This window comes from Aquimarina aggregata, assembly GCF_001632745.1.
GTDB classification, from domain to species: domain Bacteria; phylum Bacteroidota; class Bacteroidia; order Flavobacteriales; family Flavobacteriaceae; genus Aquimarina; species Aquimarina aggregata.
Map to the genome: position 1 here is coordinate 135850 of NZ_LQRT01000005.1, position 24598 is coordinate 160447.

Annotated in this window: 17 protein-coding genes; all 17 read right to left on the reverse strand. The window is 31.1% G+C overall.

The window, feature by feature from the left end; genetic code table 11:
* Positions 1-97 precede the first annotated feature (97 nt).
* Entirely contained in the window at positions 98-661 is a 564-nt protein-coding gene (locus AWE51_RS08745) for a hypothetical protein (protein WP_066312288.1), read from the reverse strand.
* Positions 655-7332 (reverse strand): polymorphic toxin type 23 domain-containing protein, encoded by a 6678-nt coding sequence (locus tag AWE51_RS08750; RefSeq protein ID WP_066312297.1) that lies wholly within the window; start codon positions 7330-7332, stop codon positions 655-657. The genes AWE51_RS08745 and AWE51_RS08750 overlap by 7 nt, the downstream gene beginning before the upstream one ends.
* 13 nt (positions 7333-7345) lie before the next feature.
* Complete coding sequence (locus tag AWE51_RS08755; protein WP_066312299.1) at positions 7346-7804, reverse strand: T9SS type A sorting domain-containing protein; 459 nt, start codon at positions 7802-7804, stop codon at positions 7346-7348.
* Positions 7794-8831, reverse strand: a complete 1038-nt coding sequence (locus AWE51_RS08760; RefSeq protein ID WP_066312300.1) for a tail fiber protein — start codon at positions 8829-8831, stop codon at positions 7794-7796. Before AWE51_RS08760 ends, AWE51_RS08755 begins: the two co-directional genes overlap by 11 nt.
* 28 nt (positions 8832-8859) lie before the next feature.
* Complete coding sequence (locus AWE51_RS08765) at positions 8860-10164, reverse strand: tail fiber protein (RefSeq protein ID WP_066312301.1); 1305 nt, start codon at positions 10162-10164, stop codon at positions 8860-8862.
* Positions 10165-10177: 13 nt separating this feature from the next.
* A complete protein-coding gene (locus tag AWE51_RS08770; RefSeq protein WP_066312302.1) occupies positions 10178-11374 on the reverse strand; it encodes a tail fiber protein in 1197 nt (398 codons plus the stop codon).
* A 200-nt stretch (positions 11375-11574) separates the two neighbouring features.
* A complete protein-coding gene (locus tag AWE51_RS08775) occupies positions 11575-12894 on the reverse strand; it encodes an O-antigen ligase family protein (RefSeq protein ID WP_066312310.1) in 1320 nt (439 codons plus the stop codon).
* A gap of 88 nt (positions 12895-12982) precedes the next feature.
* The gene (locus AWE51_RS08780) at positions 12983-14329 is read right to left on the reverse strand and encodes an exopolysaccharide biosynthesis polyprenyl glycosylphosphotransferase (protein WP_066312311.1); all 1347 of its coding nucleotides are present in this window, start codon (positions 14327-14329) and stop codon (positions 12983-12985) included.
* A gap of 11 nt (positions 14330-14340) precedes the next feature.
* Positions 14341-15318: a UDP-glucuronic acid decarboxylase family protein gene (locus tag AWE51_RS08785; RefSeq protein WP_066312312.1), complete on the reverse strand. Its 978-nt coding sequence runs from the start codon at positions 15316-15318 to the stop codon at positions 14341-14343.
* 2 nt (positions 15319-15320) lie between these two features.
* The gene (locus tag AWE51_RS08790) at positions 15321-16634 is read right to left on the reverse strand and encodes a UDP-glucose dehydrogenase family protein (protein WP_066312313.1); all 1314 of its coding nucleotides are present in this window, start codon (positions 16632-16634) and stop codon (positions 15321-15323) included.
* Positions 16635-16646: 12 nt separating this feature from the next.
* Complete coding sequence (locus AWE51_RS08795; RefSeq protein ID WP_066312317.1) at positions 16647-17594, reverse strand: NAD-dependent epimerase/dehydratase family protein; 948 nt, start codon at positions 17592-17594, stop codon at positions 16647-16649.
* Position 17595: 1 nt separating this feature from the next.
* Positions 17596-18666, reverse strand: coding sequence for a glycosyltransferase family 4 protein (locus AWE51_RS08800; RefSeq protein WP_066312319.1), 1071 nt, complete (start codon positions 18664-18666; stop codon positions 17596-17598).
* Positions 18667-18863: 197 nt separating this feature from the next.
* Positions 18864-20135, reverse strand: coding sequence for a polysaccharide biosynthesis protein (locus tag AWE51_RS08805; protein WP_066312321.1), 1272 nt, complete (start codon positions 20133-20135; stop codon positions 18864-18866).
* Between the two features lie 5 nt (positions 20136-20140).
* Positions 20141-21367 carry an O-antigen ligase family protein gene (locus AWE51_RS08810; RefSeq protein ID WP_066312326.1) on the reverse strand — a complete coding sequence of 409 codons (1227 nt, stop codon included), beginning with the start codon at positions 21365-21367 and terminating at the stop codon, positions 20141-20143.
* Positions 21367-22404 carry a hypothetical protein gene (locus AWE51_RS08815; RefSeq protein ID WP_157766048.1) on the reverse strand — a complete coding sequence of 346 codons (1038 nt, stop codon included), beginning with the start codon at positions 22402-22404 and terminating at the stop codon, positions 21367-21369. Before AWE51_RS08815 ends, AWE51_RS08810 begins: the two co-directional genes overlap by 1 nt.
* Positions 22394-23125 (reverse strand): acyltransferase, encoded by a 732-nt coding sequence (locus tag AWE51_RS08820; protein WP_066312332.1) that lies wholly within the window; start codon positions 23123-23125, stop codon positions 22394-22396. Before AWE51_RS08820 ends, AWE51_RS08815 begins: the two co-directional genes overlap by 11 nt.
* Before the next feature lie 17 nt (positions 23126-23142).
* Complete coding sequence (locus AWE51_RS08825) at positions 23143-24471, reverse strand: O-antigen polymerase (RefSeq protein ID WP_066312334.1); 1329 nt, start codon at positions 24469-24471, stop codon at positions 23143-23145.
* Positions 24472-24598: the final 127 nt, after the last annotated feature.

The window sequence follows — 24598 nt, forward strand, 5'->3', positions numbered from 1 at the left end:
AATAATAAATGTTTTAGTAATTTTACAATGTTTTCAAAACAAAAAACAGCCAGATCTTAATGACCTAGCTGTTTCAAATTTATAATCTTGTTTATAGTTAAATATCTGATTTAAAATCCAACCACTCTTTTGGAACTTTATGCTTTACATAATAATACCAAGTACGAAACCCTTTATTACTACCATGTTTAACAATAAGTGTATCCCCTTTAACTTCAAATTCTTGTTTACTAAAAGACCCACAATTTATTGTAGAATAACTCATAAAATGATACTTATCTTTTCTATTGAGTACAAATCCTATAATCCCAATATCTGGATTAAATGAACCAGCATTTAATATTCTATTTTGGCCTTTTTTAATAAACGTATAGTATGTCCCATTTGCATGAAATTTATGATAAACATCAGTATTTAAGGATAATGAGTCCGTTTCTGGGCCAAATTTTTCATTTCCTTCGGTATATTTATGATGAATATCCTTATAGATAACATTTGTATCAATACCTACAATGGCGGGATTTATCCTTTTCTTTATATATGATTTATATTTGTTTTTACTTCGTAAACCACCTTCTTGTGTCCCTGTATAATCACACAGAAAAGAACCACAGGAACTAGTAATTATTATTAATAAAATGCTAAAAAATATTCTTACCATAATGTATATGGGTTTGGTGACTGATATTGAAAATAACCCTGCGGTTGTATATCCAATACCTTAAACCACGGTTGATACGAAATAGCTGTATGTGCTACCTTATTTTGTATTGTATGCCTGATTCCTTCAGAATTACGACCAAATCTAAAACCTTTATACGAAACATAGGCAGCTCCCAATCGATATTTGCTAGCACTTTCACCAGAATATTGTCCTCCTGTAAACTCTCCTATTTTCTTTAACTTGTCGCCTTTCCATTTATACTTTGTAAAATCACCGTGTCCAGGTACATCTTTCGTAATACCTTTATCTTTATCACCATTTGGATCTCCTGTAAATAGATTAAAGCCTACAGAATAGTCCTTGTAACTCAAACTCATGGCCGCGGTTCTATATCGATCACTATCTTCTCCTACAAGTGGTTTACCAAGCCCTAGCTTGTTTAACCTATCAAAAGGACTACCATCATTTTCATATCTCAAATTAAAGTCACCATGCCCAATATTTATCCCCGCTACTCTTTGCGAGGTTTCTCCACTTGCAAAAGAAGTAGAGTAAACAGATACTCTAAATTTACCATCATCATACCCTACAGAATATGATCCTCTGTATTCCCAGCCACTATCTCCTGTGCCTTGCGCAGAACCGGCATAGCTTACTCCGAAACCTACAGAAGCATTAAAACTACCGTCTCTATACCCTACTCTAAAATTAGCTCCAAGGCTTACGGCATTTCCAAATGCTATAGAAGGACTTAAACTAAATGAAAAGTCTCCTATCGGAATGGTAATACTAGGCAGAAAGCTTGACAAGACTCCACCTATGAGGGTGAGCCCAAAATTTCCTGCTGCGGTCAACACCGATGCGGGGGCAATAATACCTCCAATTGCTCCTGTGAGGGCTCCTCCTAGAACAGACAAGGCAAAAGAACCCCAGTTCCAGTTCCCTGTTCTTATGGCTTGTACGGCATAACTAATTGCAGCGGTAGCAGCTCCTATAATCGCGCCAATAGCTACTGCAATCCAAACAATTTCACCTGTTGGATCACTTAAAGATAGTGGGTTATTCCATACATATCCGTATCTATTATAACTTTGTGAATTATAAGGGTCTTGCACATAATTATCCGGAGACAAAAACCTTCCCAAATTAGCGTCATACATTCTTCCGTTCATGTGGATAAGCCCCACACTCACAAAGTGTTCATGACCCGTAAACCCACGTCCTAATAATGATTCATATCCAAAATTGGTAGCGCCACTACTAGAAGTATATTTCTCTATATTACCCCAGGCTCCATAGTGAGTTTGTTCTATGATATTGGCATTACTATCTGTTATTGCCATGATACTTCCCAGATGATCTCTATGCAGATAATGATAGGAGTTTATATTTGAAGAACTTCCTTGTTTTTTAACATGTGCCACAGGTGCGGTATATGCATCTCCGGCAATATACGTGATGATTTTTGTACTATTATCATCCTTATTATGTACAATTTCTACAGGAAGTATTGAAGAATATAACTTTTTATAGGTGCGTTGTTCTTTATCTTCATCTAGACCACCATAGTAGGCAACACTTCTTTCCATTGAAGGATTATACTCAAACGTCACCCTTCCTTTATTTTCCTCTAAAACATCAACCGGCTTTTTAAAAGAATTGTAACTTATTTGTTGTAATGCTCTATCTAAATAGTGAGCATCACCTTGATTATTTAATGTTACTTCTTTTAGATTATAACTGCTTGAGTTGGCATATCCATATTTCCCTATATTAGAATTTACATCAATTCTACCTCGAGTATCATAGGATTGCGTATGTTGAATTGCACCACTTATACTAGTAAGACGATCAAAGCTATCGTAGGTAAAATTTTCTTTGCCTGTAAATGCTTTGTTATGTCTATTTAGCAAATTACCTCTTTGCGCATCAAATGTATAATCTATCTCCAGAGCCACGACACCACCTGTTTTATCCTCAAAATCTTTAAATTTTGAAGGTAAACCGTACGCATCATAACTTCTTGTCTTAATAAGACCATTACCCAAACTCATTTGTGTAAATTGCCCACGACCATTAATGGCATCACCTTTCCAGATCAAATCACCAGAATTATAATCGGTAATCATGTACAGCCCTCCCGAGCTAGAATGGTAATGGTTTTTTATTTTTACTTTACTTTCTACACCACTATGTAGGCTTCTGGAGATGTATTCTTCAAAATTAGTTCTACCTTTTGTATCGTAGTTTAAGTTCTTACGATAAATAGCATCATTATTAGTTTCAATTAAACTTGTTAATCGCTTATTACTATCATATTCATATGCATAGATATAACTTTTATTATTTATCAGATCTGTACTATTTACCTTTTTAACTAATTTAGAAGTATTGTCATACTCATAATTAAGTTTTAAATCTGTATTTTCTCCTTTTACATGTTTTTCTAAGGTTTTTCCGAAGGTATCATAACTATAAGTAGTAATTCCCTTTGGAGTTGTTTCTTCTAGAAGCTCACCAAATATATTATGTTTGTATGTATATGTTCCTGATGATGGATCTGAAAGTTTAATTTTTCTACCCCATTCATCGATATCTATTGTTGTAATATACCCCTGATAATTGGTTTGTTTAATTTCCCCATTGGCATGATACGTATAATTTATTGTACCTCCTAAATCAGTAACTTTAACTATATTACCAATCACATCTTTTGTTGAAGTAACAGATTTTACCCCATCATCTACTGTTCGAGATAATTTATTGTAAGTAGATGTAATTACTCTACCTGTTGGTAATTTTTTATTGATTTCTCTTCCGTATCGATCGTATGTATAGCTAGTCCATTGAGATGCTCCACCGCCAATAAAAGGTTCACTTTCTCTTTTCTTTTTTCCGGTTAGATCATATTCTATTACAGTGCTCACCCATTGATTCATTAGGTTTCGCACCCTACCTTGAATTTTCCAACCCAAGCGATTGATATAGGTTTCTTCTCCACCTCCAGAAGAGGTAATCACTTCTCGTTTTGTTCCTCCTCCATAATAACTACTATATTTGGTAGTAATTGTGTTGCCAAGGTAGTCGGTTTCTTTAGTTAATCTATTCCACTTGTCATATTCGAATGCTGTCTTTTGCCCATATGGATTTGTGGTATTTAGCAAATGACCATTTGTATTATCATATGCATGTTTAGTAACCAATCCTTCTACATTGGTTTGCTCAATAATAAAACGCCCACTTACGTCATATTTAAACAATTCTTTACGTGACGCGATCCCTGGACCACTTAGTACTTTCTCGATGATATTTCCAAAGTCATCGTGCTTAAACTTTTCGGTTAGGACACTACTATTATTGGCCTTACTTTGCGTTTCAACTACTAAATTATTTTGATAAATATATTTTTTTTCTGCGCTAAAACGCTCACTCTTCAATGTGGCTGTTTCTTTTTTCTTAACCGGTCTTCCTATATGAAAGTTTTCATTTGCGGCACTTGGATTATTAGCATACTCGACTGTAATTAAATTCGAACCTCCTGGATATGAATTTAAGGTAGAAACAGTATTAAAATACGAATCATGTTCTAATGTTTGCGTAGTAGTTACTCCAGTTAATCCATCAGAGGTAACTATTCGTGTTGGTATGTTTACAAATACTTTTCTATTATTTAATTCTGTACGATAAGTATATAGAGATTTGTTGACAAAACCACTTGACGGTAAAGAAGTTTGTAAACTTTCTGTAGTCCACTGCTGAATTAACGCATTTCGTTTCTTTGGGTCACTAACTGTAGTGGTCCATAATGTACCTACATCTGTGCCCGTCCAATTGGTTCTTGATACTCTTTTAAACCCAATAAATCCTAATCCTTCTGTATTAGAAACTGCTCCATGATATCTAAAACGTTGTGTTTTGGCCATGGGTATACCAGGAACTAATTCGCCTATTTCTTTAACCAGCATAAATGAAGGTGCATTAGCAATATCGACATATGGATACTGGGCGGTTGTACTTTTCGAGTAAATTCCAGAAGAAGTATTACTGTCTAATTTCTCATACGTGATTGAACTGATTAATCCATTATTATTAACTAAATTAAGACTTACATCTGATCGATGATCTTTTTTGATATCGTATGCTTGCACTTTTGATCCACAAATAAATGCATATTCTGAACCTTTTCTGCTACTAGTAATATCAGTATAAACAGGAATTCCGTACTTAGTAATACCATCATTATCTGCCTCGAGATAGTTCGTAAATCTGAAATTAATAGTGTTTGAAGAGGTCATTCCATAATTGGCCACAATACCAACAGCTTGATGTGAATGGCTATCAGAATTTAAAGGAGTAATTGTTTTATGATATATGATATCGGTTTTACCATCATTATTAAAATCTATTGGGGTAAAATTATACTCAAATATTGATCTATCCCCAGGACTTGTTGTAGGGCCATAATTATAGTTTTTCCCTTTATATTTATAATACGATCCACCACCACTAAATTTACTATAGGTTACTTGTATATCTTCATCAAAAATCACATAGTTGTTTCCTGTGGCAATAAAAAACTTCCAAATGCTACTATTGTCTGCTGTAGGAATTACAAAATCGGATTTTCCATCCCCATTATAGTCTCCAGGTAATATAGGGTAATCAAGATCTATGCTAGGATTGCTTTTCTCTAGTATTAATTTTAAAGTGTTATTCTTTAAAAGCTTGTATACATATACTTTTCCTTTCTTATAATGTAAAATATCTGTTTTCCCATCCCCATCAAAATCAGCCGTTGTGAGTCTATCTTTTCTGTCAACTGGATATTTTAACCTCCCAGATTCATGAGAGAAATTACTAGTAACTCTTCTATCTAGATTAATAAAATAAGCATCAGAATAATTATATCTATAATCATCACAAACTGTTTCATACTCATCATATTGTTCATAAGGATCACTAATGTCTTCTTCTCGACAATTTCTAAAATATGTATATGGTTTGCTTATTGCCAAAATATCTGTAATCCCGTCGCCATTAAAATCTCCGCTCAAATAATTCATGGGTACTGCTCTTCCACTATTATAATTTGTAGTTCCTTTAAAGTTAACTCCTCTTTTAGCATGAAATCCAGGTTTTAATAATAGATAATCAAATCCGCTGTAATCTACCGTTGCACTATTTGATATTACATTTTGAGCATTTACTTTAATACCCGATTTTGATTGACTACCTCCATTTACAGGTCTAGTTATTGTTAAATTTTCTGGCTCTTCACTTTCTGATACATATCTAGGGGCATCACTCCAGGTTTTGGTATACTCTAAATTTGCACTATTTCCTAGGCTGAACACTTTAAAATTTATTCCTTTTCGAGTAAGAATTCCTTGATTATTTTTTATTCGATTATTAGCGTCCATTAAAACACTTGTATAAATATCATCAAAATCATCTATTGCCATTTTCCTACCTGTAGCATTAGAGGAACTAAAAATTTTACGAAATACATTTATTTTCTTATCCTCTGTGGTGTGTCTATATTTTTTATAAACAAGAATATCTATTTTACCATCACCATCAAAGTCACCATTAACCATACGATCATCTTCTGCAGAAATGCCGGGAGATATATTAAAAGTTTGATTGATTTTTTCTAAATCGTCTGCTGTACTTTGATAGAAAAATTTAATTGGGGGTAAAGAGACGTAGGACCCATTCTGTTCGATAATACTGCTTAGTCTTTCATAATCCAAAGAGCTATAACTATATACTAAATCATATTTTCGATATAGTTTACCTCCAGATTTAATTTCCACTCTATCTAATATATTATCATTTTTAAATCCAAATCCGCCAACGTATGCTAATTCTCCTCTTTTTTTATCCTTATAAAAAAACTGAATTACATTTGGGGCTGTTTGGTTGACTTGCCCACCATAGGTAATGGTATTTGTCAAAAGTACCCCATTACTACTAGTATATGTATAATTTATGGTGTTTCCTTGAGTATCTTGTGTCTTGGAGATAGACCATTCTAATTTACTATGTGATCCATTATTACCATACCAAAATCTCGAACCATCCGGATTATGTACTACAAAATATGCGGGGCCATATTGAGCTCCGAAAGGCGATGTACCATGAGCAATAATCTTTACATTAGAGTAATTTTCTGTTTCATAAACAGATCCTGCTTTTCCATAGACACCGCTCTTTAAAATTAAACGTTGTCCGTTTAAAACATACCTGTCGTCACTATTGAAATCTACCGGGCCAATAAACGTATCATGAAATACGGTAGAAGAGGTTCTAGTGATAGCAGATAATCCTGTAATATTCCATCCCCAACCGGCAATCCCATCAGAGGATTGATTGCTATAGACTAATCCGACAGAGGGTAGGCTTTCTCCAATTCCAGGAGGCAACTTAAATGGCACTTGATAATTTGCTGCACCTGACAGTGAGACAGATAAACCACCAGTTGATGACAATCCTTGAGCAGAAGAAGTAGCAGTCGATATGTTTTTGTTAGCAACTTCATCAGGACTAGTCTCTAATTTACTTTCATGTAATTCTGTACTTGAATTTTTAAGATTGATGTTCTGTCCAAAAACACTTAAAGCACCTGTTAAAAAGAAGGTTGCGAGTAATAAAATGTACTTTTTCATCTATATAGCGCTGTTATTTTTTAATAATTTTTTTGGTAAGAGAGTTTCCGTCGGTAAGAAAAAATCTTACCACATAAAGGCCGTCTGGCCATGAGGACAAGTCTATTTTAGCCTGGTGGTTTCCCGGTGTATATTTTACATTATATACCTTAGAAGCCACATCAATCAATATGATTTCTTTGATTGTACTACTATATTCTTGATTCCAATTGATTGTTAAAAGTCCTTTGGTAGGATTTGGAAACACCGCTATACTTTTGTCAAATTCTGTAAGCTCGCTTATCTCCTCTTGGATCTCTTCTTTGATTTCTTCCTCTGGAGCTGTTTGTCTTTTGGTATTACAATCTCCATCTTTACAATATTCTCTCTTTACTTGATTACCTGCCATATCATAAGTAAACACTAACTTAGATTGCGAAAATCCGAGTGTTGTAATTAGAAAAATTGATATCCTAAGTATGTTATTCTTCATTTGTTGATGTGTTAAGTAAATTCTCAATTATTTTTTCAAGATCTTTAACTCTTTGAGTCAATGCTGTATTTTGCTGTTGTTCTTTAAGTGTTTTTATTTCTTTTTCTTGTGCTATAGTGTATAAGGTTAACTCTTCTATTTTTTCAAGTAGTTTCATATTCATCGCTCCTAGTTCGATACCATTATTCTCCATAACTTCTGCAGACGGAATATTTGGCAAATGACCTTTTTCTTTGATGTGCTGTTGAACCTCATCGATCGTTAATAACTCATATTCTTTTTTGAACACATAATCTGGTGCAGGCACGCTTAGATCTATCTTTACCTCCTCGGCATGAATTTTTCCTTTTACAGTAAGTCTAGCATCTGGAGTTGCAGTACCAATACCTACATTACCATTAGCGATAATTCTCATGCGCTCATAAAACCCGCTATCATTTCCTTGATTATGAAGCCTAGTTTTAAATACTAAACCTCCTTGATATGTACTTGAATTATTACTTCTTTCATCAACTCCAAGAATTTTGGCTAAACCTATATTGGTAGAAAATTCGATACTAGGACCGCTATTTTTCTTAAAAACAGCACCTTGATTCTTTAGTTTTAACATAGCTGCATTTCCTAAATCTTCGGATTTACTTAGTTCTAATAATACATTAGGATTGTTTGTTCCAATACCAATATTACCATTGGAGGTAATTCTCATGCGTTCATAAAATCCACTATCATTTCCTTGGGTATGAAGTCTCGTTTTAAATACTAAACCTCCTTGATATGTACTTGAATTATTACTTCTTTCATCAACTCCAGCGATCTTTCCTAATCCGATATTGGTTGCAAACTCAATAGCAGGACCATTATTTCCGTCATAAACACCATTATTTGTTTTCAATTTTAATAGTGAATAAGGTTTTTGGGGTTGTGATATATTTTTATTAATAGTTAATATTCCATTAACCGTTTCATCTTGTGCCTTTGCAGTAAGTACAATTGTGAATACAATAATTACTAATATTACTTTTTTCATTTTCTTAATATAGTTTATGAATATTATGCTATCTAGACTCAAGTATTTCAAGTCTTGATTGTAACTCAAGAAGTTTTTTATTTAATAGTTTTAATTCCTTAATCTCTGTTTCCTGCTGAATGGTATACAGGGTTAGCTCTTCAATTTTTTCAAGAAGTTTCATGTTCATAACACCTAGTGCTACTCCATCATTTTCCATAACTTCTGCAGATGGAATATTAGGCAAATGTCCTTTCTCCTGAATGTGTTGTTTAACTTCCTCTATTGACAATAGATTGTAATCGTTTTTGAATACATAATCTGGTGCAGGTACACTTAAATCTATCTTTACTTCTTCGGCATGTATTTGTCCTTTAACAGTAAGTTTAGCGTCTGGAGTTGTAGTACCTATTCCAACTTTACCAGCATTAAAGAAAGTTGGATGTGTTTTGCTAGACGTAATTCTTACTCTTTCTTCTTGAACATTTTCTCCTAAGGCCTGATATAACTCTAAGGTGGATATTAGTTCTCCTTGAGACGATCCACCAGGCTTCATTTCAATTTTATTATGAGCATACGTTCCTGCTGGTGTACCCATTATTAGAGAATGTCTTCTCCAATAGAAATAAGTCTTACCCCACCCTGAATCATATGATTCATTGCTGTATAAATAAAAATCTCCATTTACCTGTAATTTTGAAATCGGGTTTGTAGTTCCTATACCCACATTACCACCATTAAGAAATGAATTACCCGAAGAATGTAGCCTTATTTTTTCTGTATGGCTACTTTCAGAATTTGCAGTATACATTTGAAGTACGGATTGCAATACTCCCCTTGAGGAGCCTCCTGGTTTTAAACGAAAATTGTTATGATTATAACTGCCAGGAATAGTTCCCATAGTCATATTATGGCGTGCCCAATAGATCCCATCATCATCGGGGCCAGAATTAAGGAATATTTTTCCTTTGACTTCTAGTTTTTCTCTAGGAACGGTCGTTCCTATTCCTACATTTCCAACATCATTAATAATCATTCTTGGTGTTGGATTGATAACTTGATTAGCCGTTGTGTTTCTTTTTTCAGTGTAAAAAAGAATTTTACTCCAACTTGCTTGTACACCTGCAAAACCATAGTTATTACTATGCCCAAATGGGGTATACAATTTATTGTGATTAGCCCCTCCTTGTAATAATGCTAAATTAGTTCCAAAAATAGCATTACCTCCAGTAGTACCAGATATACTAGCTCCAAAATTAGAACCAATCGTTACATTCCCTGTGGGAGGATATGTATTTTGAGCGTAAATACTAATCGATGCGATGGATAGAACGATGAGTAAAGATTTCTTCATGTGATTTGTTTCGTTAATTCTTTTCTAATAATTCGTTTAGTATTTTTTCTAATACTTCAATTTTCAAATTTTGGTTTTTAAGAAGTTCTATTTCTTTTTGTTGCGCAATGGTATACAAGGTGAGTTCTTCAATTTTCTCAAGAAGCTTCATATTCATTATACCAAGTTCTACTCCATCATTTTCCATCGTTTTAGCAGATGGGATGTTTGGTAAATGCCCATTTTCTTTGATGTGCTTTTCTACTTCTTTTATTGATAGTAAGCTGTAATCTTTCTTAAATACATAATCTGGTGCAGGAACACTTAAGTCTATTTTTACTTCTTCGGCATGGATGCTTCCTTTTACAGCAAGTCTTGCATCGGGTATAGTCGTTCCGATACCTACATTTCCATTAGTTTTAATAGTAATTTGATCCTTACCGTATCCTGCCATTAAACGTAAATCATGATTACTTTCTGTCCCTAATCTTCCTACTACACCCTTCCAGTTAGCACCGTGCGAAAAGATCCCTGTTTTTACTCCAGCGGTATTACTTGTAGCAAGAATCTTTGAATGACTTGCTCCTCTTACATCTAATGCTCCATGCCAACCCTGAGCATTGCTAGGAGTCTTAGTCCCAATACCAACATTTCCTTTATTATTAATACTAAATAGAGCTTTTGTGACCTTATTACCTGTATTATGAGATAGGCTAGAGGTTAACACATCATGATTTGTAATATTATCTCTTCGATATATCACAAATGTATCTGAGCCACTATAGGGTCTACCTGCAAACCATTCGTTTTGCCCTCCTGTATCGTACATAAACATTCCGAGACCTCTTTGATTAACACTACTTCGTGCTTTAAGTACTAGTCCTGCATTGATAGCACCGGTATGATCTCCTGAGATTGTAAGCTCTGTGGTTCCAGGAGAATCTAGTGTTAATAAACTACTAGGAGTTGTAGTTCCCAGTCCTAGTCTACCTCTAGATGTCAAGGTCATATAATCTAACCATGTTGCACTATTATGTCTTCCTTGAAACTTTAATAAGGTTTGTCCTCCAGGGTCATGATTAATGATTCTATGACCAAATCCAGAACCATAGTTTGAGGAAAACCAAGTGATTGATTTATTTATTCCATAATTAGCGATTAGATTATCAAAATTTTGAGCATTTATGACTGTTACGCTAAGTAGTACTATTATAAAAATGTACTTTTTCATAAGATTGATTGGTTTTGCTTAATTTATATTAATGTCTTTATGACCAGAAATGATACCCCTATATTGAAAATAATTTCAACATACTCATATAGTATTTAATAGTTCACCTGCAATACTAACTATCCTTTGTCTCATTTTTTGAGACAAGTTGGATCGTGTTTTACTCAAATTTTAATTTGATAGAAGAACGAATTTGGCTTTTATTCGTTACTTTTAAAAGGTATATTACGTATAATTCTACTGCTTAAAATGCTTCTTTTTTTAAGTAGTAAGGGAATGACAATAGAGAAAAATACAATCCCATTAAATCTAACTAGCATAGATTCAAAAAACAGAGATATAAAGAGTATTAGAAAAACAGAAAATTCATTTCGACTTCGTCTCATTCTTAGAGCAAGCAAAATAAAAATAGAAATCAAAATTAGAAATCCTATAACTCCCGTTTGAAGAAAAGTTTGTAAAAATTGGTTATGAGCATTGTACTTATTTGTATAGTTACTTACATAGTTTAACTCTTCATATTTTTTCATCAAAACATCATTAGTATCTCCTATACCATAACCCAACAATGGTGCTTCTTGTATTAGTTTTATACTGGCATCCCAAGTTAACAATCTAGATTTTTCTACGGTAGTATTATCGATTTTTGTGTTTTGAATGGTATTCTCTGATACATTCTTATAAAAAACAAATACTCTAGGGTTCTGTAAAAAAACTATCAATCCCAATACAAAAAGTATTGAGATTGTATACTTTTTGCTTTTTTCAGAAATGTTAAAAATCAATAGCAAACACATAATTCCTAAAATAAGATATGCTGCTATAGAAGCTAATAAGAAAAGATAAAGAAACAATACAACAACGATAAACACTTGCAGTTTGGATTGTAGCTTATTTTTAAGGTAATAACTCAATACCAGTAAAATGTACAATGACACATAGTTAGAGTTAACCAATCCCGAGAACTCTACTCTTATAAAATAGTTCCAAGCATTATTTAGAGCTCCTAATAGTATCGATACACCTTCTGGAGAAGCTTTAAACGATTCAAAATTAGCCTTAAGAATTGGGGAGATGTCACAAAAAGAATAAAAAAGGTTTATAAAAAAAGACACCATTAATCCTAACAATAGAAAATCAAAAAGTTTTTTTACTGTGGATGCGTCTTCTTTAACAAAAAGGAAGATAATAGGGAAAAATAACAAGGATAATGATCTTTGTAATAACTCTATTCCATCTGAAATGTTATCTGTATAAATTAAGCTAATCGCCATGATCATAAAATACAAAGGAAAGAGTAATACTTCTTTATTATCGAAAACTATTTTCCTTTTAGTCCTTATTATATTAATTAGACCAAGAATAATTGATATTATAAAAAAAGGGGTCGGTAAATTAATTCCTAATGGTAATAGAAAAAAAGCAATGTATAAACTATTCCAAAAGGTAGCTAATACAAGATTATTTTCTTCCCTGTAAAACATACTGGTAAAACTAGCTACGATTTTACTTAAGTTCATATTTGAAAGACTATCTAATTACCTCTAATTAAAAATGAAATTAAAAGGAGTTTATTTTATTGATCATTGCGCATTTGATATATTAGTATTAATATGCCTTCTCTTCTCCTTTTATAGCATTTAATGCTGTAAGAACAACAATCTTAATATCCAATAGTAATGACCAGCTCTCGACATAAAATATATCATATTTCACTCGATTAACGATATCTTTTTTAGTCTCTATTTCTCCTCTAAAACCGCTTATTTGAGCCAAACCAGTTATTCCAGGCTTTACAAAGTGACGTACCATAAATTTATCTACCTTCTGCGCAAACTCTTCATTATGCTTAACCATATGCGGTCTAGGTCCCACTACAGACATATCACCTTTAAGGACATTTATAAACTGTGGTAATTCATCAATGCTGGTTCTTCGAATAAACTTTCCAACCTTAGTCACTCTAGCATCGCCACGTGTAGCTTGATTAGCACTTGTACTTGGTTTCATGGATCGGTATTTATAGCAATAAAACTCTCTATAATCTAATCCATTGCGAAGCTGTTTAAAAAATATTGGTCCTTTTGATTCTATTTGAATAAGCAACCCAATAAGAGGAGTTAGCCATGATAGGATACATATTAGGACAAATAATGACAATAATATATCGAAAGCTCTCTTTGTAAATTTATTTATAGAGTCATCCAACGGTATTTCGCGAAATGATAATACAGGTATATATTCGTAATAATTAAATATTAATTTTTTGGTAAAAATATCTTTGTTATCTGGAATGAATTTCAGGACTTTCAAATTGTTTTCCGTGAAATTCACTATCGAACGTAATTGTTCATTTGATAACTCTGCGATAGAACAGTACACCTCATCAATTTCGTTCTCGACTATATAATAAAAACAATTATCTAGATCAAAATCTTCGCCTTTTACGCCAAATTTCCTTTGAAATCTATATCCAAATTCTGGCTTATCATTAAATATTTTTATTAATTGATGTGTATTTTTATTATCCCCAATTACCACTACTTTTCTAATATTTCCTCCAAAGATTTTTCGATACTTAGATAATAAGTAAATTAAAACGAACTTAGTAAAAGTAATTAAACCTATTAAGGCTATAAAATACTTTGCTAGCTCTAATCTACTTATAAGGGGTTGTTTAAAAAAGCCGATAAACGCATATAAAACGAGTGCAAAAATTAAAAACTGACGAATTAACGAAGCTAGAATTTGAATAACCCGCGAAAAACGTTTTACATCATAAAACTTATTTTTTATAGAAAGAATAATCCATAAAGCCGATATATATATCGAAAACAAGAGCTTATGCTTTATATTAATTTCAAAGAATATTATTGTGAAATTTAATATAAGTAAATCAACCAAACAGAAAAGAGGCTTTATGTATCCTGAATATCTACCTATTCTATTACTCATGTAGTGTTTAATTACTTTTTTGAAAAATCTCTATGTTCACTTTTTTTGAGTTCTTCTTCTGAAAACTCTTTGAAATAATCTAATGTCCTCTTCATCCCTTTATTTCTATCAAATTTTGGTTCCCATCCTATTATCTCTTTTGCTTTAGAAATATCTGGTTGTCTTTGAAGTGGATCATTAGTCGGTAAGTCTTTATAAATTATCTTTTGCTTAGTTCCTGTAAGTTTTATAATCTCTTTTGCAAAATCCTTAATAGTAATTTCATCAGGATTTCCAATATTAACAGGATATACATAATCGCTAAAAAGGAGTCTATAAATACCTTCTACTAAATCATCTACATAACAAAAAGAACGTGTTTGCAATCCTTCTCCAAAAACCGTTAAATCTTCACCTCGTAAAGCTTGGCCAATAAATGCAGGAACTACTCTCCCATCATTTAATCTCATTCTGGGCCCGTAGGTATTAAAAATTCTAACTATTCTAGTTTCTAATCCATGATACGTATGATATGCCATGGTAATTGACTCTTGAAAGCGTTTTGCCTCGTCATAAACTCCTCTTGGTCCTATAGTGTTCACATTACCATAGTAATCCTCGGTTTGAGGATGTACTAACGGGTCTCCGTATACTTCGCTGGTGGATGCAATCAAAATTCTTGCTTTTTTTTCTTTGGCTAAACCTAGTAGATTATGTGTTCCTAAAGATCCAACTTTTAACGTCTGAATTGGAATTTTTAAATAATCAATAGGGCTCGCGGGAGAAGCAAAATGCAGGATATAATCTAATTTTCCTGGCACATGCACAAATTTTGAAACATCATGGTTATAAAATTCGAAAGTCTCTAATTTAAAAAGGTGTTCTAAATTTTTAAGATCTCCAGTAATAAGATTATCCATTGCAATGACATAAAAACCTTCTTTTATAAACCGATCACATAGGTGAGATCCTAGAAAACCTGCTGCTCCTGTAATTAGAACTTTTTGCATGCCTATAATTTAATGTCTTTTCTTCCTATAGAGAAGTAAGTAATTTGTTCCTTTTCTATATCCTGAATATCGTAAAGGTTTCTACCATCAAAGATAACGTTATTAACCAATTTATTTCTTATTTTATTAAAATCAGGTGTTCTAAATATACTCCACTCTGTACAAATGATTAATGCGTCTGCATCTTGCAATGCATCATACATAGAACTTGCAAAATTAATCTTATCCCCCAATTTATTTTTCACATTTGTCATTGCCTCAGGGTCAAATGCATTAATTTTTGATCCTTCATCTAACAAATTATTAATAATTTCAATTGATGGTGCTTCTCTTATATCATCAGTTTCTGGTTTAAAAGCTAACCCCCATATCGCGAAAGTTTTCCCCTTGAGATCGCCTTGAAAATATTTATTTATCTTAGGTAAGAGCGCTTGTTTTTGATTTTTGTTTACCCTAATTACAGCATCAAGAATTTCAAAATCATAAGACACCTCTTTTCCAGAATTATGAAGAGCCTTAACATCTTTAGGAAAACAAGACCCCCCATAACCAATACCTGGAAATAAGAAACGTTTTCCTATCCGAGAATCTGTGCCAATACCTATTCTCACTTTATCGACATCTGCACCTACCTTTTCACAATAGTTAGCAATTTCGTTCATAAAAGTAATTCTTGTAGCTAAAAACGCATTTGCGGCATACTTAGTTAATTCAGCAGACTTTTCGTCCATTACAATAATAGGATTACCAGACCTTACAAAGGGTTTATATAACTTTCTCATTAACTCTGTAGCCTTTTCAGAACTTGAGCCGATTACAATTCTTTCTGGTTTTAAAAAATCATCTACAGCAAAACCTTCCCTTAAAAACTCAGGATTTGACACTACATCAAATTTGCATCCAGAGTGTTTTTCAATAACTTCTCTCACCTTTTCTGTCGTTCCAACTGGCACGGTACTTTTATCAACAATTACTTTATACTCCGTGATTAATTTACCTATTTGATCTGCTACTTCTAAAACAAATGAGAGATCAGCTGCTCCACTACCATTATCTGGTGTTGGTAGTGCTAAAAAAATAATTTCGCCATGATTTAACCCTTCTTCTAAAGAAGTTGAAAACTGTAATCGATTTGCTTTAATATTTCTTTCAAAAAGAACGTCAAGGTGTGGTTCATAAATTGGAACTTCACCGCTACTCATTTTTTTAATCTTTTCTTCGTCAATATCAACACATACTACTTCGTTACCTGTTTCTGCTAAACAAGTTCCTGTAACTAAGCCGACATAACCGGTTCCGATTACTGATATTTTCATATTATTTTGAATTTATTCAATAAAGTTTCTATTCTCGATAAACCATTCTATAGTTTTTCTTACTCCTTTATGAATATTAACTTGGGGGTTAAAATCAAAATCTTCTTTAAGCCTTTCTATATTTGCTGTTAAATTGTTTATATCTCCTCTCCAACTCTTACCTGTATAATTAATTCTAGGACTAATTTCGTAAACGTTACAAATTAATTCAACCAATTCCTTTATGGAAATAGGGTTTCCTCCAGCAATATTATACACATTGTTATTCGATTTTTCGTTATCCAGAGCCTTAAAAAACACTTCTGCAGTATCGCTTACATATGCGTAATCTCTAATCTGGGCTCCTGTTCCGAGTACTTCCAAGTTTTCTTTATCATTTTTCAACTTCTTGATTAAATCAAACAATACATATCTAGGTTGTCTAGGACCATAAGTATTAAATATCCTAAAAGCCGTAAAAGGCAGATCATATGTCTTTGAATAAGCTCGTGCAAGCTGCTCTCCATATAACTTACTTACTCCATAATTTGAAATTGGACCTAATACATGTTTTTCATCAATTGGTGTATAAATAGGTTCCCCGTACACGGCTGCCGTACTTGCGTATACAACCTTTTTAACATTATAATCTTTTGATAAATTCAGAATATTAAAAGAGCCTAATGCATTTGAGTTAAAATCAACTGATGGATATACATCAGATAGTGGCACATTTCCGTTCGCAGCCAAATGAATAACATAGTATGGTGAATACTTTTCGAAAACTACTTTCATCTGCATATAGTTACTTACATCACCATATTCGTAAATTACCTTTTCATTTTTAAAAAACGGCGGACTAAAGTTTGATCCCAACAAGTTGTCAATTACAATTACTTTATAAAGTCCACTATCTACTATTTTATCTACTACATGAGAACCAATAAATCCTGCACCACCAGTTACTATTATATTTTTCATTTTATTTTTTTACAAGTTTCAAATATTGTTTAGCTCCATTAATAAGGTCGTAATCTTTAATAATATTTTTACAGTTATTTTTATAGAAATCTCTATTATTTATGATTTTTTCTATAGCCGTTGATAAATCCTCTGGACCAGAAGCTACTTCTCCTACCTTATTTTCTTCAACAAAATATCTACCGTAATTCTCAGTATAATTAATAGTTACAATAGGTAATTCAGATGATACGGCTTCAATAAAAGATTTTGGGAGCCCTTCTCTTTCAGATGGAAGGATTAAAAATTTTGCTTTAGATAGTAACTCATATTTTTCATTATCTTCTATATACCCCAAAAATGATACTACACTATTATCCTTATATGCTGATTGAAGGTTTTTCAGAATAGATCCCCCCCCTGCTATTTTTAATTTTAAGTTAGTATTGTTCTTTCTATTATATTCTATAACAGATGATACTGCCAACTCTGGATGCTTATGTGATTCTACCCTACCGATAAATAAACCAAATTCTTCTTCTGATTTTGAAAAATAATACTTTTCTGTTTGTACTAAACTGGGAATTAAAACGGTTCTAGATTTGTCTTTTAAATATTGATCTACTTCTTCTTTAAGATATTTACTTATACATACAATTTTATTAGTAGATCTAAGTAGTCTTTTATTAATAATTTTCCAAATTATTGATTTTCTGAACTCTACGAAATCCAAAACTGTAAAAACCGTTTTGGAATTATAAAGAATTGCAGTTAAAAAAGAAAACTGGTCAAAAATAATCATATCTCCCTCATTATTTTTTAAATATTTCTTTGCTAAGAAAGAAAATTTCAAATATGTGGAGAGTTTTCTGCCAAAAACTCCGTTTTTATAATACCCTGAATCTTTGACAATCCTATTAATTATTATTCCATTAGATAATTCTTCACGTAAAGGAAGACTCTCTTCATGAGCAACAGTAAAAACTTCTACCTCATGTCCATCTATTAAGAAGCATTCCAACAACTCATAGAACCTAAACTGCTGTCCCCCGGTTTGAGGATAAAAGATATCTATTACTAAATTAATTTTCATGTTATCTGCATTTATTACTAAAACAAATTAGGATTGGTCTAAACAGTATAGTCATTTTTAGTAAATAATGATTACAACAACCCTTTCTATCTTTTTATTATTATTTTGCAAAGCTATGCTGAATTTAATTTAAAAAAAAAATTAACCCGCTTTTGTTAAACAAATAATTTTATAAATACATTTCTTTTATTAACAATTTAAAATAAGTATACAAAAAATATAACTGTTGTGATAAAATAAAACAACGAGATTATTATACTTGAGTTTATAAAGAGAATATTTCTCTTTCTCAAATTAAAGTATTGTAATATTACGGCCAAATAAATGGTTGAAAAATGCAAAAACACTAATAATTTAAAAACTAAAATATCCCTTAGAAGATAAAATAATAGTCCTATCGAAATTAATAGTACAATAAAATATTTATTATTTATAGATGCTAAGTTTTCTCTATCGATAATACTTGAATTCAAAGAAATTGCTATCCACATTACCATTTGAACAGAAAGAATAAAGTATACTCCTTTATGTTCTTGATAGGTTTCTGAAAAGAAATTTGAAATATGTGGAAGTATTAATGGTGATACCATAAAAAGGACTACAGAAAAAATGAAAATGAAAATGAAAAAAAAACTATAATATTTGTCTAGTATTAAAGAATCAATTGTGTAAATTTTCTTAAAATATACTATATATATTATTTGATATATCATTACCACTGCCGCTGATATTCTATAATAATACCCATAAACCCCAACCAATGTATAATCATCAAAAAAGTGTTCAACTAAAATTCTTCCTGAAACAATGACTAAAAAGATTAATGTACTTGAGATTAATAAATGATAACTGAATTTTATTATTTCTAGGTACTTCTGAAATATCTGTCCATTCTTTGTTTTTATAATTACATAAATTGCATAGATTACATAAATTATTGCATATCCCACAATTAAAGAATTCACTGTCTGAAGTGAAACTGATACTAGGTTTATTTTTGCGGCCAAAAAATAAACTGTTAATACCAAATAAATACCTGTATCGAATAATACAGCTTTCAATATTAATTCTTTACTTTTTAAAACAGATGAATAATACAACTGGTTTGCTAATACAAAAGCAATATTTACAGCTAAATAATAAACAAAAGGGATATTAAAAATGAAGTAAATAAATTGGTTAACAATAAACACTAAAACTAAACTTATTGGATGTATTACAAAACCACTTTTAAGATTTAATTCTTTCCTTTTGAGTATAAAATAAGGGTAAGCACCTGGTACACCTAAGCTTATGAAAGCACTAATGATCATAGCAACTGAACCAAGAGACCACTCTAACATCCCAAAATCGTTGGTTGGTAGTATATCAGCAAGTAAGATTGGTATTATAAATGCTAATCCTTTGGTACCTATGAAAATAATTCCAAACAGTGCGTAATCTCTAATAAATTTGAATAGTCCTTTCACGGTTTTTATACACTAAAAATTTTTTCATACTTATAAAAAAAAGCAATGAAAAACACTGAAAAGGCCACTCCATGATGTCTTACGAAAAATGATTCGGTTAAACATACAATAGAAATATATAATGTGACATAAAACATCATATATGACTTATGATCCAAACTTAATTTATAAAATATAAAGATTAACCCTAAAATCGTTATTCCTCCTAAAAAACCCACCTTTAAATATTCTTCGATATATTGATTATGGGTATTAAAAACAGATTTGACACCCGCCTTAAAGTTTATCAATTTGTATTTTTTTAATAATTCTTGTTTATAATCTCCTGTTCCCACTCCAAATATAGGATTCTCTTTTATTATAGAAAAAGCTAAGTATGAAATCAGCATTCTATGCTCTACAGTGTTTTTAGTTTCTGTAATTCTATTCTTTGTGATTATTACTTCCATGTCAAAATCAAATGTTCTAAAAAAAGCACTTGATTTCTGATTAAGCCTTGGGCTCAGATAAATTCCCGAAACAACACTAACTAAAACTAAAACAACTATAAAACTTTTAATATACTTTGCCTTTTCTTTAAGTTCTACAAATACAAAAAACATCAACGCGATAAATAACACCAATAATGCTACTCTACTTGATGATATAAACAAAAAATATAAAAAGAATGGTATTAACAACAAATTAAAAGCTCTATTCCTATTTTTATAGGCCTCACTAATACTAATAATAGTAGCTAGATAAATCATAGCTCCAAGATACGTTTGACTTATCCCTACTTTATAAAATGCAAAACTTGACATCGAGTGTAATGATCTTCCAAATTCAAACTTTTGCAAAAGTGCATAGTAACAAAGCGCAAAAATAACTGCAATTTGAAATATCATTACTACTAACTTTATTTTATTTTTACTTATAGGTTCCGAAACAAGCACTATTGGTAATACTAAAAAAGGAATACATGTGGTAATACGTTTTAGACCTTCATCTATATTTTCTGTATATATCATTCCGATACACTGAACTAAAAAGTAAAGGATCATAGCCAAAACCAATTTATTTTTTAATTGGTTTTTTATTTTATTTTTTAAATTTTCCTGTTTATCCAATACAAAAAATACCACTATCCCTATTAGCAATATTGAATTAAGATTAAAAGTAATTGGTAATGTTACCAAAAAAACTGACAATAAAAATGTGTATATATTTTCTCTTGACAATAATTTCATCATTAATTTAAACTTTTAACTATTATATTCGTAAGCTCATGGTCAAATATAGGGAGGGAATCTATGTTATTATAATGAATATTAATATTGTCAATAACAGTAGAGCTTTTTATATTTCCTTCGTCTAATTTGAGTGCTAAGTTATCATTATCTTTATTGTTTATTATTATTTCTTTAAAATCGCAACCATTACATCTATTAATCCACAATCCGCACATAATTAATTCTTCACCTGCCGAAGTATCTTCAATTGGTTTCATGAATTTAGTAGTTCCAGTTGCATAATCTTTGATATGAATATAATTAAATTTATGATCACTACCTGTAATATATGCTCCATTACGATCAGAACTATTTACTATTAAACTATCAATACGAACATTTTTCGGGTTATCATTCCAACCATAAATCTGCATAGCGGCACTTGTATACTGATAATAGGACTCTCCAGATCCTAATCCATCAATTATAACTTTATTAAAAAAAATATCTTCGACTCCCTGGTATATATTACATCCTCTACTTTCTTTTTTATCCCAACTCAAAATTGTATCTGTTTTAACAATCATTTCATCTATACGAATCATTCTCGATTTTCTAACAAAGAATCGAGAATATGAAGTAACTTTTCCCAAAAATATGATATTAGAAGATTCTTTCTTTAGATTTTCATTAATTCGAATTTCACCTGCAAAACTAGCATTATCAAATTGTAATCGTAATTGTTCTCTTCCTTCCAGCACCAAATTCGTTTTATAATACCCTTCTGGAAAAATAATTTCAACACCTCCTTCTGCCAAATCAATTACAGTTTCCAGTGCATTTTTATTTGATTTTGGATTCATCCCTATTCTCTCGTTTGGAAAAACGCCATATCTTCTAACATCTCCTATTTTATATGTATCAAATAGGACATATTTTGCTTCATCAATTAATTTCTTAGGAGTACTTTCAAAATTTATATTCTTAGTGTTTTCATTTTTTAAACATGAGTTAAAGGAATAGAGAATCACTAAAAACAGGACTACTTTACTTTTCATATACATCATCTAAGGTATCAAAATCTGTAACTTTTATTAACCTGTTTCTAACTTCATTTATATCCTTTTCAACATGTCTTAATCGTTGAGACATATACATACCTTTTTCGATAAGATTTTTGGTAACAGCTGAATTCCCCCCCACAGTTACACCATCTCCAATTAAAACTCCGGGATTAAAAATACATCTCGATCCAATATATACATTATTCCCAACTTTAATTTCCCCATCAACCCTAATTCTTTCTGCACCACTTTGACCGTGAACATAACCATGCGTCCACATTTGCGAACCCGAACCAGCTAGGATAGAAAAATCACCAAAAATAATATCTCGTGTTACATCTATATAATGTCTTGTAGTTAATTTTGTTAATTCTCCCAACTCAAGTCTTGCCTCTCCATAGGTAATACCAATAGCAGATCTTTTAATAAAATTTAAATTCCCTATCGCTCCTCTTTTCTTAAAAACACAGCTTAGGGGGCCTTTTATTACATTTAATTTCCCTATGTAACCTTCATCCTCTATTGTAAGGTTCTTTATATATATAAAATTGAAATGGCCTATCGTAACTTTAGGCCCTAATATTAATTTATCTACACATAGAAATACAAAACCTATTTTAGCGCTCCAAGCAATTTGATGACCCAAAAGTTTTAGACATAAATTTGCCATTTTCCAAGGGAACAAACAACACAGTATTGTCAAAAATTTCTTCATATTTTAAGTAAAAGTATTTATTTAATAATTCTAAAATATTTATAACCGCCTCCTTTATGTTTTAAAATAATCTTACTAGTTAATATCCTAAAAAACCAAGCAAAGAGAAGAAAAGCTACAATATTATAAATGCCCTGAGCCACAACAATAAAGTTAACAACTAGCATGAAAAAATTGATAACTAAAAAATAAAAAAATAACGGTAAATATTGAACTTTACCCTTTAGTATTTTTTTGAATACATTTTTTTGATAAACACCCAAAAAAAACATGAAAAATATCGAAAACCATCCAAAATCAACATACAAAGGTCCAAAAAAAGTGATATAAACCGCAATTCTAGGAGGGCTATTTTGAATTTTTTTTAAATCAAAATTTGTTCTAAAAATTATATTCGAAAACTTTGCAAGTATATTAAAAGTATATGCCCCAAAATGAAATTTTTCTTTGTAATTTTTTCTTAAAAAAGAAAACTCATATACACCATGAATATAATATTGCACAAAATTAAGAGAAAACGTTTTTAAAGATTGTGACAATTCATTTTTAGTATGTACTATTCTTTCTACTGCTTCTTCTTTAGGTTGTAACGTAAAATTATAACCTGCATTTGTCAATATATGTTTAACTGCTCTATCTCTAGTAATCGTATATTCTTTTGTTCTATCGATAAACATATTAAAAGAATATATTCCAAGTAAAAATATTCCTGTACCAATCAATAGAATCTGTTTTAAATTTAACCTTATTTTTTTAAAATATCTTAAATATATTACTAATAGTAGAATAACAACAAAAATACCAGATCTCGATCCAGTACTTAAAAATTCATATATAGTAACTAAAAAAAGAAAAAGACATATGATGTATAACTTTATTCTTTTTTCACCTATACTATAATATAAAAACAATGGTAAAAAACTAAATGGGTTAATAATAGCAGAGATAATACTAATAATTGATGGTCCCTTTTGTGATAATAGCATTCTGTTATCAGATACACTATTGGAAATAGAAATCTCACGCAAATAAAACTTATCAAAAAATTTTAATAAGAGTCCAAAGATTGCTATAATTAATACTACTTTAAGTACTTTCTTAAGAATATTTTGGTCATAAAAGAATAGCTTTTCATTATTGATGCTTACACTATCTGTTTTGAACAAAAAATATCCTAAAAAAAAGAAAATATAATTAATAACGATAAAAAAAATGGACAAAAAATCTAAATTGTGATTTACTTTAAAAGAAGTTGTGATAAATAAAAATAACCAAAATACTATACCATAAACGGTAATTTTATATGGGCTTAGTTTTAATAGAAAACTTTTATTTATATAATTCATAAAATTAATATAAGGATAGAATCACCTTATAAAGGTTAATTGCAAAGTTCGACATCTATATAAGAGTAACACATTTTAATTTTGACAATTCCCATTAACCATAACAGGTAAAACACGATGGATTATA